This window comes from Pseudomonas sp. GW821-FHT09C10 (assembly GCF_059418085.1).
Genome location: NZ_JBWKPE010000001.1, coordinates 474,795 through 489,608, shown reverse-complemented (window position 1 = coordinate 489,608; position 14,814 = coordinate 474,795). Strand labels below are relative to the sequence as shown.

Genomic DNA, 14,814 nt, shown 5'->3' with positions numbered 1-14,814 from the left:
CGAGGTAATTGCTATGGATCTGGAATTGAAAGGCCGCGTGGCCATTGTCACCGGTGGCGGTATGGGCATCGGCAAGGAAGTCGCACGTTTTCTCTCCGAGGAAGGCTGCAAGGTGGTGATCTGCGCGCGGCGCATGGCGTTCCTGCAACTGGCGGCCGAGGAGATCAGTGCACAGACCGGCAATGAAGTGCTGCCGCTGTTCTGCGACACCAATGACATGAAGGCCGTGTCGGAGATGGTCGAGGCGGCGCACAAGCATTTCGGCCGCATCGACATCCTGGTCAACGGTGCTGCGGCGCCATCGGGTGTGGTGCGCAATGACATCGAACACGCCGGCGACGATGAGCTGCTGTCGGACCTCAACACCAAGGTGATCGGCTACTTCCGCTGCGCCAAGGCCGTGACCCCGCACATGAAGGCGGGCGGCTTCGGACGCATCATCAACATCGGCGGCCTCACCGGGCGCAGCAGCAAGGTGCTTTCGGGCATGCGCAACCTGGCGATCGCGCACATGACCAAGACCCTGTCCGACCAGCTCGGCCCGTCGGGGATCACGGTCAACCTGATTCACCCTGGCGTCGTCGACACCCCGCATATCCAGGAGCTGTACGAGCGCGAAGCAGTCAAGCAGGGCAAGACCGCCGAGCAGGTCGAGCAGGCCTACATCGACGCGACACCGATTCGCCGCACCCTCGCACCGATTGAAATGGGCTGGTTGATCGGCTTCCTGGCATCGCCAAAAGCCGGTGCAGTGACGGGCGAATCCATCGGCATCGACGGTGGCTTGACCCGTGGTATCTACATCTGAGGAGCATCTGTGATGAGTAACGGAACCCTTTTAGTCGCTACCGTCGGGCAAGCGGTGATCCGCAGTGCCGACGATGGCCGTACCTGGCATCGCCTCGGCCTGGGGCAAGACCTTGAGTTCGATGCCATTACCCGGTCGTTGAGCCTGCACCCCGACGCGCCCGAGGTGATCTACGCCGGCACGGACGTGGGCTTGTGCGTCAGCCACGACACCGGCGGCCATTGGCGGCGGGTCGATTCGCCGTTCAACGGCGAGACGGTGTGGAAAGTCGCCGTCGACCCCCAGGACGCCAAACGGATCTTCGTCGGCACCGGTGCACCGTCACGCGCCGTGTTGTGGCGCAGCCTCGACGCCGGCCTGAGCTGGGACCGCGCACCGGTGGAAATCCCCGAGTTCTGCGATGGTGTCAGCCGTCCACGCCTGCTGGCATTCGCCTATGACCCCACCGACCGCAACCAGCTGTGGTTCGGCCTGGAAGAGGGTGGGCTGTTCCATTCCCGTGACGGCGGCGACAGTTGGACCCGCGTCGACGACCGGCTGCTGTGGGACTACAACTCCGACGTCCACAACATACTGGTGCTGCCCAACCACGGTGAGAAAGTCATTGTGGTGGTCTGCGTCAATGCGGTGTACCGCAGCCTGGACGAGGGGCTGACCTGGACCGGCATCATCGGTCGCGAAGCCTTCGGCCTGTACTACATACGCGCCATGAACGCGCCGTTGGGCACGCAGAACGAGCTGTACCTGAGTATTTCCGATGGCACCCCCGGCACCACCAGCAAGATCCTGGTGTCCCGTGATGCCGCACTCACTTGGAACGTGCTGCCGCTGCCACAGCAGCCCAACTCCTGTGTCTGGGCGATTGCCTTCAACCCGGCCAACCCGCGACAGATCGTGGCGGGCACCAAGTACGGGCATTTGTTCACCTCCGACAATGGCGGTGACGGCTGGCAGAAGCATTGGCGGGAATTCAGCGAGATCGCTGATGTGCTCTGGACGCCTGCGGTTGCGCAGATCAAGTCCGCGCATCAATCCATCGTCAAAAAGCACTGAGGGATAGCGCCATGAAGATCGAGATCCTGCGGACTCACTTATCGCTGTGGGTCAGTGACCCTGACGTGTCGGCACGCTGGTACGCCGACATCCTGGGCATGCACGAAAGTGCCCGGGGCGAGAGCTGGGTCATGATGGCATTTGGCGGCAAGCACCACGACATCGCCCTGATTCGCGCCGACCCCGGCGCCCATCAAGGCGGGTTGGGCCTGCAGCACTACGGCCTGGAAATCGCCGGGGACATGACCACCCTGCGCCAGCTCTACGGCATGTTGCTGGGCAAGGGCGTCGAGGTGGTGAAGATCACCGATCACGAGATCGGCCATGGCGTGTATTTCAACGACCCCGACGGCAATCGCATGGAGTTCTTCCTCGAGACCGAACACGACGATGCGCGCGGCAAGGCCCGGTTCAAGGCCGCCGGTGCGCCGAGCCGACATTTCAACCTGGATCCACTCGACCCACTTTGAGGCAACCCTGATGAAAACCGCGAATTTTGCTACGTATCACATCCGCAAATGGTACAGCTTTGTCGAAGAAACCCTGGCCAACGAAACCGGCCAGCTGGCCGATGGCGAGCCCCTGTTCAAGTACGCGATCGCCGCCGTGATCGCCAACCCCTATGCCGGTCGTTACAGCGAGTCGCTCGCCGAACTGGTCGACCCTTCGCCGTTGCTGGGCGAAGAGTTTGGCCGGCGCATACAGGCACTGGCCGGTGCCCATGAGATTGTCAGCTATGGTAAGGCGATCCTGGTGGGCAGCGCGGGCGAATACGAGCACGGCAACGCGTTCCTGACCAACCCGGCCGCCGATCCGATTCGCGTCGCGCTGGGCGGTGGCAAGTCGTGGGTGCCTTCCACCGGCAAGCGCGGCGGCCCGGGTTCGACCATCGACGTCCCCCTGGCGCACAAGGATGCGCTCTACGTACGTTCCCACTACGACAGCATGTCGCTGATGTTCGGCGACGGCCCCGCGCCGGACGAAGTCATCGTGATCTGGGCCTTCGCCACGCGCGGGCGCCTGCACGCACGGCTGGGTGGCCTGCGTGCCGAAGACATCCAGGGCGTTGACGGGCTGCACTGATGACACGCGTGCGGCCTTGGCAACGCCGGTTTAAAACCACAACAAGAAAGCGGTGAACAGCGATGAAGCAGGAGAAGACCCAGGTTGTGATTGTCGGGGGCGGGCCCAATGGGATCACGGCCGCGCACTATATGGGAATGTACGGTATCGACTGCGTCGTCCTTGAGCTTGCCGACTGCATACTGCCTTACCCACGCGCGGTGGGCATGGATGATGAAGCGCTGCGCGTGTTGCAGGCGATCGGCATCGCCGAATTGGCAGTGCGTGACATGATCTGCGATGTGCCGCTGCGTTATTACAACGCGCGGGGCGTGTGTTTTGCCGAGGTCAAGCCAAGTGCCGCGCAGTACGGCTGGCCGATGCGCAACATTTTCATGCAGCAGTTGCTCGAAGGCACGCTGCGCGAAACCCTGGGGCAGCGCAGCACTGTGGTGTTGCGCCAGGGCCATGAAATGCTGGAGCTGGAACAGGATGGGGAGGGCGTGACCTTGCAGGTGCGCGATGCCCAGGGCGAGGTCTATCAGCTGCGCGCCGATTACGTGATCGGCGCCGATGGCGGGCGCTCCACCGTACGCAAAAAGCTGGGCGTCGAACTGCTGGGGCTGACCCATGCGCGCAAATGGGTGGTGGTCGATACCGCCAATGACACCCTGGATGCGCCTTACACCGCCCTGCACGCCGACCCGCAGCGGCCCTTCGTGTGCATCTACCTGCCGTACCAGCAGCGGCGCTGGGAGTTCATGCTGATGGAGGGCGAGGACGAGGCGAAGATGTGTGACGAGAACACCATCCGCGACCTGATCCGTGGGCATATCGGCGACGCCGTGGACGCGCTGAATATCATCCGTATCCGCGCCTACACCCACCATTCGCGTGTGGCGGCACGGTTTGTCCAGGGGCGTGTGGCACTGGTCGGCGATGCCGCGCATATATCGCCACCCTGGGCCGGGCAGGGCCTTAATTCCGGGTTGCGCGACGTGGCCAACGTGGCCTGGAAACTGGCCGCGATCATCCAGGGGCGTGCGGCCCATGGGATCCTTGCCAGCTACGAGCAGGAACGTCGCGGACACGCCACCGAACTGGTCGCCCTGGCCGACAATATGGGCACGGTACTGGGGCTGACCAACCCGTTGATGGCCGGCGTGCGCGACTGGTTGTTCCAGGCGGTGAACAGCGTCGATAACCTGCGTTCGCACCTGCTGGAGTTCAAGTTCAAACCCAAGGCCACCCTCACCAAAGGGCTGGTCTATCACGAACGTGCCGAACTGCGTGAAGACGACCTGGTGGGCCAGCTGTTTGTGCAGCCGTTTATCGAAGACGCCCAGGGCCAGCGTCGGCGCCTGGATGACGTGCTGGGCAATTCCTATGCGGTGCTGGGTTACCGGGTCAATCCCCGTGAGCCACTGAGCGAAGACATGGCAAGGTTCTGGGCGCGCTGGGACACGCGCTTTATCCAGGTCAATCGCTCGCGCAGCGGCCTGGGCCGCCACCAGCCATTGACGGCGACGGACGCCATCAGCGTGGAGGACGTGGATAACCGCCTCGGCGAATGGTTCTCCAGGGTGCGCGATTGCATCGTTGTGGTGCGTCCGGACCGGTTTGTTGCCGCCATCACCACGCCGGAGCGGCTTGACGCGGTATTACGCAAGTTAGCGGGGCAACTGTCATGAGCATCGATACGGGCGTATTGAGCCAGTTAGACCAGGCCACGCGTACGGTGCAAGCGATTGCGCCACTGGCCCCCGAGGCGTTGGACCTGCGCGGCGGCTACGCACTGCAACGCCAGGCGCTGGATGCGCGCCTGGCGGCGGGCGAACAGTTCAGCGGTTGGAAAATCGCCTTCGCTGGCAGCGCCGCGCAACGGCGCTTCGGCATTGACGAACCGGTGTATGGCGGCCTGACCGATCAGATGCGCGTGCCGTCGAACATGGCGGTGGCGCTTTCACGGTTGATCCAGCCCAAGCTGGAGATCGAAGTGGCGATTGTACTGGGGCGCAGCCTCGCGCCGGGCGACTACAGCGATGACCAGATCCTGGACGCGATTGCCGAAGTGGCGCCGGCGTTCGAGATTGCCGACTGCCGTTGGCGGGGCTGGGCGTTCGAGGTCGGAGCCTTTCTTGCCGACAATGCGGCGGCGGGGCTGTATTGCCTGGGGCCACGAAGCGCGTTCGATGCCGTCGCGCACACCCACGTCGCCTATCGCCTGGAATGTGCCGGTGCGCTGTGCGGCGAAGGCGATACCGAGGGCCGGGAGGACTCGCCGCTGACCAACCTGTGCTGGCTGGTTCGCCGTCTGCTGGCCGACGGTCAGCCGGTGGAGGCCGGGCAGGTGGTGCTGTCCGGTGCGTTGTTGGCGCCCATGGACATCCAGCCCGCCACCTACCGCCTGCAGATGTTTGGCACGGAACTGGCTTTGCTTTTCACCGCGGACACTGCCGCAGTGTGAGCCCTAGCTGCCGTCAAGGATGACTCCAGTCCCCTTCAGGCCGATGACAACAACGGGGCCCCCGAGGAACGACCACCATGCTTGCCGAAGTTCGAACCTTCAATGACCCTCAACTGCACGCCGGTTCCATCCAGGGCTGGCAGCAGGTGTATGACCAACTGGGGCGTGGCTGCCTGACCAGTGGGCTGTGCCAATTGTCTGCCGAGCGCTTTCAGATCTTCCAGGAAGTGCTGGACAAGCGCGTGGTGCAGCGTGGCTTTGCGCCTAAAGGACGACTGTGCGTGGCCATGTCGTTGGGCAGTGCACCGGTGGTACAGGGGCAGCAGGTGGGCGCGCACAACGTGGTGCTGTTGCGCGATGGCGAGGAGTTTGTGCTGCATGCGCCCGAAGGCACGCATTTCTTCGCGCTTAACGTCGACACCGTACGTTTTGCCAAACTCGCCGCTTTCGAATTGTCCAGCGACCAACTCAAGCGCGTCACCACCCGTTCCCAGATTTGCGTGGATGACGCGTTACTGTTGCGGATACGCCAGCGTATCTACCCGCTGTTTCGTCACCTATTGCAACAGACGGACCCTATCAGTGCCTGCGCCGAAAAGATGCTTGAAGACGAGCTGCTTGGCGCCTTTCTCGACCTGTTCAGCAATGCCACCGACGAAGTGCGTTGTCGGCGTGGCAACTTCGCCGTGAGTGCGTACCTGGTCAAGCGTTGCCAGGAGTTGATCGATGCCAGCGGCGATACCCCGCTGAGCATCCTCGACCTGTGCGAACACCTGCGGGTCAGCCGGCGCACCCTGCAGAACAGTTTCCAGGCGGTGACCGGCATGCGCCCGGTCGAGTACCTGCGCAACCTGCGCCTGAATGCGGTGCGTCGACGCCTGATCGCAACGCCGGCCTGCAGCCAGAACGTCGGTGATGTGGCGGTGGCGATGGGCTTTTTCCACCTGAGCCACTTTGCCGCCCATTACCGCGAGTTGTTTGGCGAGTCGCCTTCGCACACCCAGCGGGCGGTCGGCTGAATAGACGAAGGGTCAGGCCGCCGTGTCATCCAGTCCCGGGTCCACGCGTTTGCCGATGTCCTTGAGCCGGGCCAATTGGTCGACCACGCTGGGGGCTTCATCCAGGCAACTGACGAACGTCCACAGGTACGTCATCACCGCATAGATATGGCCGGCCTTCACCGCGGGCGCCAGTGCCAACTGGCTGATGGCGACCACGAACAGCAGGGCCGCAAGGATGCCGATGGTGAGGAAGGCAACCGCCTCACGGTCCGACAGCCCGATACGCAGCCGCGACAGCACCTGATAGTGGCGGCGCAGCGTGGGGGCGCCGACCTTTTCCACCAGGCTGATTTCCTTTTCCAGGCGGTTGTTCAGCCGCTCATGCAAGCGCTGGTTGCGCCGTGCAAAGCCAGGCACCACCACCAGGCACAGGCCCAGCGCCACCAGGCACGCCAGGCCGACCCAGGGTTCGATTACCAGCAACATGGCCGCCGCACCGATGATCGAGACCAGCGCCGTCGCAATGGTGGGCACGTGTTTTTCGAAGAAATCGACGAACTCCCGTGCCAGCACCACCCGCGCGGCGGACGTTGAGGTGCTGTGGCGTTGCAGGCGCTGGTTAAGAATCACCGGCACGGCAAGGTCGGCGTAGATACGCGTAAAGGTGCGGGTGTCCAGAGCCCGTCGGGCGGCGCCCACCACCCAGAACCCGAGGACCACGGCGGCGTAGAGCAGGGCATTGCCGGTGTCGCCACGGATAATCGCGTCGACGGCAAACCCCGCAAACAACGGGTAGGCCAGCAGCAGCGCGTTTTCCAGCGCCACCAGCGACAGGGTGCCGGACAACTTGCCGGGGTAGGCCTTGGCGATCGCCTTGAGTGTCTGGCTGGCGGATTGTTGACCGATTTTGCGGCTCTGCTCGATCAGTAGTGGAGGTGTGACGGAGGGCATGGGCCACCTGGTTTACGCAAAGTAGGGGGGCGGGAACTCAGGGTCCCGGTATAAAGACCGCGGGTGATGTCGAGCAGATAGCGCGTTTCCTCGGTCATCAATAACAAGTCGATCTGCACTTCTTCGATCACGATTTCCAGGGTGATCAGCAGGCAAATCGCCGGCGCGGTAAATAACCAGTGGTAATAGGACTGGCTGAACAGCGATGCGACAACCCCCAGGACCCACAGTGACAACACCAGGCGTGGCGCCTGTTTCTGCAGGGGAATCCAGAAGCGCTGCAACCGCTTGAGCTTGGCGCCATAGAGCCGTACCGAGTCTTCAAGCAGCGCCACGTCAATCACGTTTCGATCACGATAGTTGAAAGGCATACAGGCAATTCCAGGCTGACTACAAGCGGCGGGTGTGTGGCCTGGTCATGGCGCGCGCAGGCAGCGCGCGATTCAACCAGGCCAGGTTGACTTCGTTGACTTGTACCCATTCGCCGTTCTGTGGAATCCCTTCGCAGCTCTTGAAAGCAATGCAACGTCCTTGTGCATCGAGCAAGGCAAAGTGGCGGTACCGATTGACCCTGAAAATACAGAGGCGCATGCCTTCACCTGGGGGCGGTTGGGGTTAGATGGCGACCAACTGGTCGGGCCAGCTCAGCTCGAACAAGGTGCCGCCGTTGTCGAGGTTCCGGCAGGTCGCGCGACCTCCATGGGACAGGGCAATCGCGCGTACGACGGCGAGCCCCAGGCCGCTGCCGCCCTGGGCGCGGGAGCGCGAGCTTTCGCCGCGCTGGAACGGCTCAAAGATGTGCGTTGCAAACGCTTCTGCGATCCCCGGGCCTTCGTCCGCGACACTCAAGGTATTCAGGCCATCCTGGTTGCCCAGGCGCACCGTGACGTTGCCGGGGGTTGCATGGCGTTTCAGGTTGTCGAGCATGGCCAGCAAGGCTTGGCGAATCCGCGCCGGATCACACTGCACAGGCCGTTCGAGCAGGTCCAGGTGCAGCACGAACCCGCAGGCCTGCAGGCCCGGTTCGAACAGGCAGGCGTCGGCCTTGATCTCCTCGGCCAGGTCGGCACTCTGGATCTGCACTTCGAGGTAGCCGTTGTCCGCCAGGCCCACGACCCGCAGGTCCTCGATCAGGCGCGTCAGGCCTTCGACCTGGCTCAGCAGGCTGTAGAACTGTGCCTGGTCCGGGGTGAACACGCCTTCCGCCAACCCTTGCAGGCGGCCGCGCAGGATGGTCAGCGGGGTGCGCAGTTCATGTGCAATCGCGGCGTTCCAGAACGACTGCTCTTGCGCCATGCGTTTCAAGCGTTGGGCCATGCTGTTGAAGTCATCCACCAGCAAGGTGGCCTCTGCCAGTGAGCGGTCGGACGCCGTCGCCCGGGCATCGAGGTCACCATCGGCGAGCCGGCGAAGGCTGGCTGCGACCGAGTTCAAGGGCATCAGAATGCGCCGGGACAGTTTGATCGCCACCACGGCGCCCACCGCCAGGCTGATGCAGGTGATCAGCGCCATCCAGGCCCACTCCATGCCGGTGGGCAGCCATTCGTCCACGTCCAGATCCGACGGCGGCCAGAACGTCCAGAGCAGCGCGTAAAACACGTAGGAGCCGACCACGGCCAGGGCAATCACGCAGAGCACCACGGCGGACATCGACACGATGATCTGCCGGCTCAAACTGTTGGCGGTCTTCATGGCTGGCTCCCGAACCGGTAGCCGACCCCACGGATGCTGGCTGGTACGCCCTGGAGGCCGAGGTCTTCGATTTTGCGCCGCAACTTGCTGATGTGGCTGTCGACGGTGCGCTCCAGGCTGTCGCTCTCGGGCGAACACAGGGCCAGCAACTCGGCGCGACTGAATACGCGCTTGGGGGCCTTGGCCAGTTGCGCCAACAATCTGAACTCGGTCACCGTCAGGTTGAGCCTGTGCGTGTGGGCACCGATCTGCACGCTGACTTCATGGCTGTCGATATCGATTTCAAAGGCATTCACCCGCAGCACGCGCTGGCGGGCGCCGTAGCCATGATCGAGGGAGCGACGCAGCACCGCCTGGGTCCTGGCGACGACCTCGGCGGGGTTGAACGGCTTGACGATGTAGTCGTCGGCACCGATGCGCAGGCCCATGAGTTTGTCCATGTCCTGGTCCTGGGCGGTCAGCATGATCACCGGTGTGGTGCCCCGGTGGCGGATCTCGGCCAGGACCATCCAGCCATCCAGCTTCGGCATCAGCACGTCCAGCAGCACCAGGTCGGGCTTGAGGGATTGATGCAGTTCAAGGGCACGGCGCCCATCCAGGGCATGGGCGGTCTGGAAGCCGCTGCGCTTGAGATAGGCCGCGAGGATGTCGGCGATTTCCGGCTCGTCTTCGGCGATCAGTACCAACGCCTGGCGTGGGGCCGCGAGGTCCGTCGGTGTCGATACAGGGTGTGATTCAGTCATGGTCGGCTCGGTCGTGCTGTTCGGTCATCGCAGTATGGCGAATTACCATGGGGCGACGAAGGCTACTGTGCACCACGAGCATGCGCTTTCATGGGAGGTTTTATGGAGAAACGATGGAGACGCGGGTTTATTCGCAAACAGCGTGATCAGGCGTAGCTGATCCTGTCGTTGTAGGCGTTTTGCGTCATGGTGCGCTGGTAGTCACAGGGGGTGGTGCTGACCAGTTTCTTGAAGTCGCGCAGGAAGTGGGATTGGTCGGAAAACCCCAGGTCGAGGGCCAACTGCGAAAACGATACATCGTGCTGGGTATTGAGGGTGTCCAGGGCCGCCTGGCAGCGGATGATCCGGCAAAACGCCTTGGGTGACATGCCGGTGTCCTGGTTGAACTGGCGGTGCAGGGTGCGGCTGGTGTAGCCGCTGAGGTCTTCGAGTTGCTGGATGCGGATATCGCCGCGATGGTGCAGCGCCTGCTGGATGATCATGGCGGTGAGTCGTGACGTCTTGCCCATCAGGCGCGGGGTCAGGTAGTCGTTGAACAGCCGCATCTGGTCGCCCAGCAGCGGTGCCTGGACGATGCTTTCGAAGAGGCGTTGGGCGAACTCGGAGACTTCCAGCAGATCGAGCTCCCGCTCGGTCAATTCTTCGGCCAGTACATTGACGAAACCGGGAATCACACCCGGCGAAAAACGCACGCCGAAATAATGGTGGTGCTGGTGCAGCTCGACCGCCTGGGCCACCAGCGGGGTGCCGCAGATGCGCGCAGTCGGTCGCGTCGCATCACAGTCGAACAGGATATCCACGCAGCCATCCGGCACGGCCAGCAGGTTGGTCGATTGCGCCACATCGAAGGCATAGAAATGCGAGATTGCCGGGTGCGCGGACGGCATCACTGAATAGCGTGAAGAGTTGAGCACGAACCAGGGTTGTTCGTTCGCGGTGTGGAGCCGGGGAGTCGGCATACTCGGTTTGATCATGGTTGCTCCTTGGGCAGGCAGCGCCAGGGAAAAATTAACGCATTAATCGCGCCAACTATCGTCATGCCCGACTGAGCGGTATGTCCGAAATTTACAATACCGCCGCCATCCCCCGCCCGATACTCGATCTCGACAGCGTGGAGCTGCGCCTACCGCAGCGATATCACCTTCAGCCCGAGAATAACTATGTCTGCAACTACAAAAATCGATTTTATCTACCTCTCCGAGCAGGACATGATCCGCGCGGGTGTGACCGACATGCTGGCCTGCGTGAACACCATGGAGGAAATGTTCGGCCTGCTGTATGCCGGTGACTACCGCATGGCCGGCCCGAACAATGATTCCCATGGCGCGATGGTGATTTTCCCGCAGGATTCGCCGTTCCCGAACATGCCCAAGCCCACGGCGGATCGGCGCATGATGGCCATGCCGGCCTACCTGGGCGGCAGCTTCTGCACCGCCGGGGTGAAATGGTACGGCTCCAATATCGCCAACCGCGAAAAAGGCCTGCCGCGTTCGATCCTGATGTTCACCCTGAACGACCCCGACACCGGCGCGCCGTTGGCCCATATGTCGGCCAACCTGTTGTCGGCGTACCGCACCGGTGCGATCCCCGGCGTGGGCGCACGCCACCTGGCGCGCAAGGACTCGAAAGTCGTCGGCCTGCTTGGCCCTGGCGTGATGGGCAAGACCACCCTGGCGGCCTTCATCGCGGTGTGCCCGCATATCGACACCCTGAAGATCAAGGGCCGTGGCCAGCAGAGCCTCGACAACTTTATTGCGTGGGTGGAACAGACGTATCCGCAGATCACCACGATAGAGGTGGTCGACACCCTCGAAGCGGTGGTCCGCGACTCGGACCTTGTTACTTATTGTAGCTCCGGTGCCACGGGGGACCCCTCGATCTACCCAATTGTGCGGCGTGAGTGGGTCAAGCCAGGTGCCTTCCTCGCGATGCCGGCGTCTTGCTCCCTCGACGCGGGAATGGAGCAGCCCGACGTACGCAAGGTGCTCGACAACACCGGTCTGTACCAGGCCTGGTTCGAGGAGTTGCCCAAGCCTGCGCATCACAACGTGCCGGTCATTGGCGTGCGCTTCATGGACATGATTGCCGAAGGCAAGATGCAGCTCGATGACGTCGAAGACATCGGCAAGATCATCGCCGGGGCCGCGCCTGGCCGCAGGAACGATGAGGAAATCATCATCATGTCGGTGGGCGGCATGCCCGTCGAAGACGTGGCCTGGGGCACGGTGGTGTACCGCAACGCCGTCAAGCACGGCATCGGCGTGACCTTGAACCTGTGGGAAACCCCGGAGCTGCGCTGAGCCGTAGCTTCATTCACTTTGACGAGGCATTCGACATGACAAAAATCACCAAGCTCAAGACCGGCTCACCGTTCGAAGACCAGGCCAGCTATTCGCGCCTGGTGTGCGTGGACAACTGGATCTACGTGTCCAACACCGCCGGCCGTAACCCCCAGACCAAGCTGATCCCGGAGGATGTCCTGGAACAGGCGCACCAGGTGTTCGCCAACATCGAATCGGCCCTCAAGGCTGTCGATTCGAGCCTGGCCGACGTGGTGTGTTCGCGGGTGTTCATCCAGGACCCCAAGGACGTGCCGGCGGTGATGGGCCTGATCGGCGAGAAGTTTCGCGGCGTCGACCCGGCCAGCACCGTGACCTGCCCGCCACTGGGCTCGACGGTCTACAAGGTAGAGCTGGAAGTGACGGCGTATCGCAACGCGTCGAAGGCGCAGGTCGATCTCATTCGCCTGTCGCAATAATCGTCACGCGGCCATGCACAGGCCTGGCCGCCCTTATTCGTTTACCGAGTCCTGACCATGGCACCGACAATAGCGCCCGTGACAACCTCCACCGTGTTTCCCAGCGCGACCGCCGTCGTCATCATTGGCGGCGGGATCATCGGCCTCACGGCTGCCCTGACCTTGGCTGAGCGCAATATCGCCGTGGTGGTCCTGGAAAAAGGCCGGATCGCCGCCGAACAGTCGTCCCGCAACCTGGGCTGGGTGCGCAAGACCAGCCGCCACGCGGCCGACATCCCGCTGGCCCTGGCCGCCGACCGCTTGTGGGCGCAGATGCCCGAGCGGGTAGGGGCGGATGTGGGGTATCGTCAGGAAGGCATCATGTTTGTCGGGCGCACCCCGGCGCAAATGGCAATGCACGAGGGCTGGCTCAAGTCGGTGGAGCATTTGTCGCTGGATTCACGCCTGCTCAGCAAGCGTGAGATCGACGCGCTGGTGCCAGGCGGCACGGGTGACTGGGCCGGCGGCATCTTTACCCCTTCCGATGCGCGTGCCGAACCGACGCTGGCCAGCAGCGCGATTGCCAGGGCCGCCATGGACAAGGGCGTGGTGATCATCGAGCAGTGCGCGGTACGTACGCTGCAGATGTCCGGCGGCGCGGTCAGCGGTGTGGTCACGGAAAAGGGCGAAATCCGTTGTGATCATGTGCTGCTGGCGGGGGGTATGTGGTCGAGGCGCTTTCTGGGCAACCTCGGTGTGGCGTTGCCGACCCTGCCCCTGACCTGCTCGGTGCTGCGTACCTACCCCATGGAGGGGCCGACGCAGATCGCGGTCGGCGCGCCGGACTTTTCGTTTCGCAAGCACCAGGACGGCGGTTTCATCATTACCCAACGGGGTAAGTTGGATGCGTTCCTGACCCTCGACCATCTGCTGCTCGCCAAGCAATACATGCCGCAGTTCCGTGCGCAACGCAGTGTGCTGAACGTGTCGCTGGGCAAGCCGTTCATCAATGACCTGGCCCTGGCGCGGCGTTGGCGCGCCGACAGCGTCAGCCCGTTCGAGCGCGTCAGGGTGCAGGATCCGGCGGCCAACCCGCAGCTCAATAACGACGCGATGAACAACCTGATGGCCGCCTGGCCGGTGTTTGAACAGGCACGGATCGCCCAGGCCTGGGCCGGCACTATCGACGTGACCCCCGATTCCAACCCGGTCATCGGCCCGGTCGCGCAGATTCCGGGGCTGACCGTGGCCACCGGTTTTTCGGGGCACGGCTTCGGTACATCGCCGGCGGCGGGTCATCTCGCCGCGGACCTGGTCAGTGGGCATGCGCCGATCATTGACCCAAGCCCTTATCGCTTCGACCGTTTCTAAAGGAGCAAGCCCATGCCTGCAGACAGCTGTTTCTTCACCAACCGTTCGGGCCTGCGCCTGCATTATTTGCGCTGGGGCGCATCGAGTGGCGTGCCCCTGGTGCTGTTGCACGGCCTGCGCGCCTATGCCCAGACCTGGGAGTCGCTGGTGCAATCCTTGGGGGAGGGCTACTGCATCTATGCCCTCGACCAACGTGGTCGTGGGTTGAGCGACTGGGCCGAGCCCTCCACGTATCACACCCAATCCTATGTCGAGGACCTTGAGGATCTGATCGCCCATGTCGGCCTGCAGCGTTTTGTCCTGCTCGGGCATTCATTGGGCGGCGCCAACGCCCTCGAGTATGCGCGGCAACATCCGGGACGCTTGCTGGGGTTGCTGATCGAGGACATCGGCCCCGGCTCTTCAACCCAGGGCGATGGCGCCGCACGTATCCGCCGCGAGATGGGCCAGACGCCGTTGCAGTTCGACAATTGGGACGCGGCCCGCGCGTTCTGGAAGGCTTCGCGCCCAGGGTTGTCGGAGCAGGGCCTGGCGTCGAGGCTGGCACATTCGATGCAGGAGCGCGACGGTGTGATTGGCTGGCGCCATGATCAGCAGGGGATTGCCCAGGCCCGCCTGAGTATCGAGCCGACGGACCTGTGGCCAGCGGTGCGCGCGCTGGATTGCCCCAGCCTGTTCATTCGCGGTGGTCGCTCGGACTTCCTGCCGCCGGCGACGCTGCAGGCGATGAGGGCCAGCAACCCCCATGTGCGGACGGTGGAGGTCGCCGACGCGAGCCACTATGTGCACGACGATCAGGGTGCGGTGTTTAACGCGCTGATCGCAGGCTTTCTGGCGAACCTTGACCCGCCGAGGCAATGAGCGGCGGCCGCCCGCCAATGTCGATATCAGGCACCGGCGTGCCGCTATGAGGCTATTTTTGCGGCGCG

The 14,814-nt window shown here is 63.2% G+C and carries 17 protein-coding genes; 11 read left to right on the top strand and 6 right to left on the bottom strand.

All coding sequences use genetic code 11. The features are described from left to right. Nucleotides 1-13: 13 nt before the first annotated feature. The 7 genes from AC07OT_RS02270 to AC07OT_RS02240 all read left to right on the top strand — a co-directional run bounded on the left by AC07OT_RS02270 (nucleotide 14) and on the right by AC07OT_RS02240 (nucleotide 6,409). A complete protein-coding gene (locus AC07OT_RS02270) occupies nucleotides 14-808 on the top strand; it encodes an SDR family NAD(P)-dependent oxidoreductase (protein WP_495107322.1) in 795 nt (264 codons plus the stop codon). A gap of 12 nt (nucleotides 809-820) precedes the next feature. Next, complete coding sequence (locus AC07OT_RS02265; protein ID WP_495107321.1) at nucleotides 821-1,861, top strand: WD40/YVTN/BNR-like repeat-containing protein; 1,041 nt, start codon at nucleotides 821-823, stop codon at nucleotides 1,859-1,861. A gap of 11 nt (nucleotides 1,862-1,872) precedes the next feature. Next, a complete protein-coding gene (locus AC07OT_RS02260; protein WP_012724261.1) occupies nucleotides 1,873-2,331 on the top strand; it encodes a VOC family protein in 459 nt (152 codons plus the stop codon). Between the two features lie 10 nt (nucleotides 2,332-2,341). Next, nucleotides 2,342-2,944 (top strand): amino acid synthesis family protein, encoded by a 603-nt coding sequence (locus tag AC07OT_RS02255; RefSeq protein ID WP_027606677.1) that lies wholly within the window; start codon nucleotides 2,342-2,344, stop codon nucleotides 2,942-2,944. Nucleotides 2,945-3,006: 62 nt separating this feature from the next. After that, a complete protein-coding gene (locus AC07OT_RS02250; RefSeq protein ID WP_495107320.1) occupies nucleotides 3,007-4,614 on the top strand; it encodes a bifunctional 3-(3-hydroxy-phenyl)propionate/3-hydroxycinnamic acid hydroxylase in 1,608 nt (535 codons plus the stop codon). Beyond that, nucleotides 4,611-5,390, top strand: coding sequence for a 2-keto-4-pentenoate hydratase (locus tag AC07OT_RS02245; protein ID WP_495107319.1), 780 nt, complete (start codon nucleotides 4,611-4,613; stop codon nucleotides 5,388-5,390). Before AC07OT_RS02250 ends, AC07OT_RS02245 begins: the two co-directional genes overlap by 4 nt. Nucleotides 5,391-5,467: 77 nt before the next feature. Continuing rightward, nucleotides 5,468-6,409, top strand: coding sequence for a helix-turn-helix domain-containing protein (locus AC07OT_RS02240; protein WP_495107318.1), 942 nt, complete (start codon nucleotides 5,468-5,470; stop codon nucleotides 6,407-6,409). Between the two features lie 12 nt (nucleotides 6,410-6,421). On the opposite strand, the gene AC07OT_RS02235 is transcribed toward AC07OT_RS02240, so the two are convergent. The 6 genes from AC07OT_RS02235 to AC07OT_RS02210 all read right to left on the bottom strand — a co-directional run bounded on the left by AC07OT_RS02235 (nucleotide 6,422) and on the right by AC07OT_RS02210 (nucleotide 10,751). After that, nucleotides 6,422-7,342 (bottom strand): ABC transporter six-transmembrane domain-containing protein, encoded by a 921-nt coding sequence (locus AC07OT_RS02235; RefSeq protein ID WP_027606673.1) that lies wholly within the window; start codon nucleotides 7,340-7,342, stop codon nucleotides 6,422-6,424. Then, a complete protein-coding gene (locus tag AC07OT_RS02230; protein ID WP_065941637.1) occupies nucleotides 7,315-7,713 on the bottom strand; it encodes a hypothetical protein in 399 nt (132 codons plus the stop codon). Before AC07OT_RS02230 ends, AC07OT_RS02235 begins: the two co-directional genes overlap by 28 nt. Before the next feature lie 19 nt (nucleotides 7,714-7,732). After that, nucleotides 7,733-7,933: a hypothetical protein gene (locus AC07OT_RS02225; RefSeq protein WP_495107317.1), complete on the bottom strand. Its 201-nt coding sequence runs from the start codon at nucleotides 7,931-7,933 to the stop codon at nucleotides 7,733-7,735. A 24-nt stretch (nucleotides 7,934-7,957) separates the two neighbouring features. Further along, nucleotides 7,958-9,034 carry an ATP-binding protein gene (locus AC07OT_RS02220; RefSeq protein WP_065927442.1) on the bottom strand — a complete coding sequence of 359 codons (1,077 nt, stop codon included), beginning with the start codon at nucleotides 9,032-9,034 and terminating at the stop codon, nucleotides 7,958-7,960. Continuing rightward, nucleotides 9,031-9,777: a response regulator gene (locus tag AC07OT_RS02215; protein WP_495101470.1), complete on the bottom strand. Its 747-nt coding sequence runs from the start codon at nucleotides 9,775-9,777 to the stop codon at nucleotides 9,031-9,033. The genes AC07OT_RS02220 and AC07OT_RS02215 overlap by 4 nt, the downstream gene beginning before the upstream one ends. A 146-nt stretch (nucleotides 9,778-9,923) precedes the next feature. Beyond that, nucleotides 9,924-10,751, bottom strand: coding sequence for a helix-turn-helix domain-containing protein (locus AC07OT_RS02210; RefSeq protein WP_495107316.1), 828 nt, complete (start codon nucleotides 10,749-10,751; stop codon nucleotides 9,924-9,926). Between the two features lie 186 nt (nucleotides 10,752-10,937). Here AC07OT_RS02210 and AC07OT_RS02205 point away from each other — a divergent pair, with 186 nt between their 5' ends. From AC07OT_RS02205 to AC07OT_RS02190, 4 genes are read left to right on the top strand one after another with little or no spacing between them, the layout of a single operon-like run. Beyond that, nucleotides 10,938-12,077 (top strand): ornithine cyclodeaminase family protein, encoded by a 1,140-nt coding sequence (locus tag AC07OT_RS02205; RefSeq protein ID WP_146476295.1) that lies wholly within the window; start codon nucleotides 10,938-10,940, stop codon nucleotides 12,075-12,077. Between the two features lie 35 nt (nucleotides 12,078-12,112). Further along, nucleotides 12,113-12,535, top strand: coding sequence for a RidA family protein (locus AC07OT_RS02200; RefSeq protein ID WP_027606668.1), 423 nt, complete (start codon nucleotides 12,113-12,115; stop codon nucleotides 12,533-12,535). A 57-nt stretch (nucleotides 12,536-12,592) separates the two neighbouring features. Next, nucleotides 12,593-13,885: an NAD(P)/FAD-dependent oxidoreductase gene (locus tag AC07OT_RS02195; RefSeq protein ID WP_495107315.1), complete on the top strand. Its 1,293-nt coding sequence runs from the start codon at nucleotides 12,593-12,595 to the stop codon at nucleotides 13,883-13,885. 12 nt (nucleotides 13,886-13,897) lie between these two features. Beyond that, nucleotides 13,898-14,746: an alpha/beta fold hydrolase gene (locus AC07OT_RS02190; RefSeq protein ID WP_495107314.1), complete on the top strand. Its 849-nt coding sequence runs from the start codon at nucleotides 13,898-13,900 to the stop codon at nucleotides 14,744-14,746. The last annotated feature ends 68 nt before the right edge of the window (nucleotides 14,747-14,814 follow it).

Bases quoted from the DNA above. Each gene is read 5' to 3' on its own strand.
- AC07OT_RS02200 (WP_027606668.1), top strand. From the start codon at position 12,113: ATGACAAAAATCACCAAGCTCAAGACCGGCTCACCGTTCGAAGACCAG.
- AC07OT_RS02190 (WP_495107314.1), top strand. From the start codon at position 13,898: ATGCCTGCAGACAGCTGTTTCTTCACCAACCGTTCGGGCCTGCGCCTG.
- AC07OT_RS02270 (WP_495107322.1), top strand. From the start codon at position 14: ATGGATCTGGAATTGAAAGGCCGCGTGGCCATTGTCACCGGTGGCGGT.
- AC07OT_RS02205 (WP_146476295.1), top strand. From the start codon at position 10,938: ATGTCTGCAACTACAAAAATCGATTTTATCTACCTCTCCGAGCAGGAC.
- AC07OT_RS02225 (WP_495107317.1), bottom strand. From the start codon at position 7,933: ATGCGCCTCTGTATTTTCAGGGTCAATCGGTACCGCCACTTTGCCTTG.
- AC07OT_RS02245 (WP_495107319.1), top strand. From the start codon at position 4,611: ATGAGCATCGATACGGGCGTATTGAGCCAGTTAGACCAGGCCACGCGT.
- AC07OT_RS02235 (WP_027606673.1), bottom strand. From the start codon at position 7,342: ATGCCCTCCGTCACACCTCCACTACTGATCGAGCAGAGCCGCAAAATC.
- AC07OT_RS02255 (WP_027606677.1), top strand. From the start codon at position 2,342: ATGAAAACCGCGAATTTTGCTACGTATCACATCCGCAAATGGTACAGC.
- AC07OT_RS02210 (WP_495107316.1), bottom strand. From the start codon at position 10,751: ATGATCAAACCGAGTATGCCGACTCCCCGGCTCCACACCGCGAACGAA.
- AC07OT_RS02215 (WP_495101470.1), bottom strand. From the start codon at position 9,777: ATGACTGAATCACACCCTGTATCGACACCGACGGACCTCGCGGCCCCA.
- AC07OT_RS02230 (WP_065941637.1), bottom strand. From the start codon at position 7,713: ATGCCTTTCAACTATCGTGATCGAAACGTGATTGACGTGGCGCTGCTT.
- AC07OT_RS02240 (WP_495107318.1), top strand. From the start codon at position 5,468: ATGCTTGCCGAAGTTCGAACCTTCAATGACCCTCAACTGCACGCCGGT.
- AC07OT_RS02250 (WP_495107320.1), top strand. From the start codon at position 3,007: ATGAAGCAGGAGAAGACCCAGGTTGTGATTGTCGGGGGCGGGCCCAAT.
- AC07OT_RS02195 (WP_495107315.1), top strand. From the start codon at position 12,593: ATGGCACCGACAATAGCGCCCGTGACAACCTCCACCGTGTTTCCCAGC.
- AC07OT_RS02265 (WP_495107321.1), top strand. From the start codon at position 821: ATGAGTAACGGAACCCTTTTAGTCGCTACCGTCGGGCAAGCGGTGATC.
- AC07OT_RS02260 (WP_012724261.1), top strand. From the start codon at position 1,873: ATGAAGATCGAGATCCTGCGGACTCACTTATCGCTGTGGGTCAGTGAC.
- AC07OT_RS02220 (WP_065927442.1), bottom strand. From the start codon at position 9,034: ATGAAGACCGCCAACAGTTTGAGCCGGCAGATCATCGTGTCGATGTCC.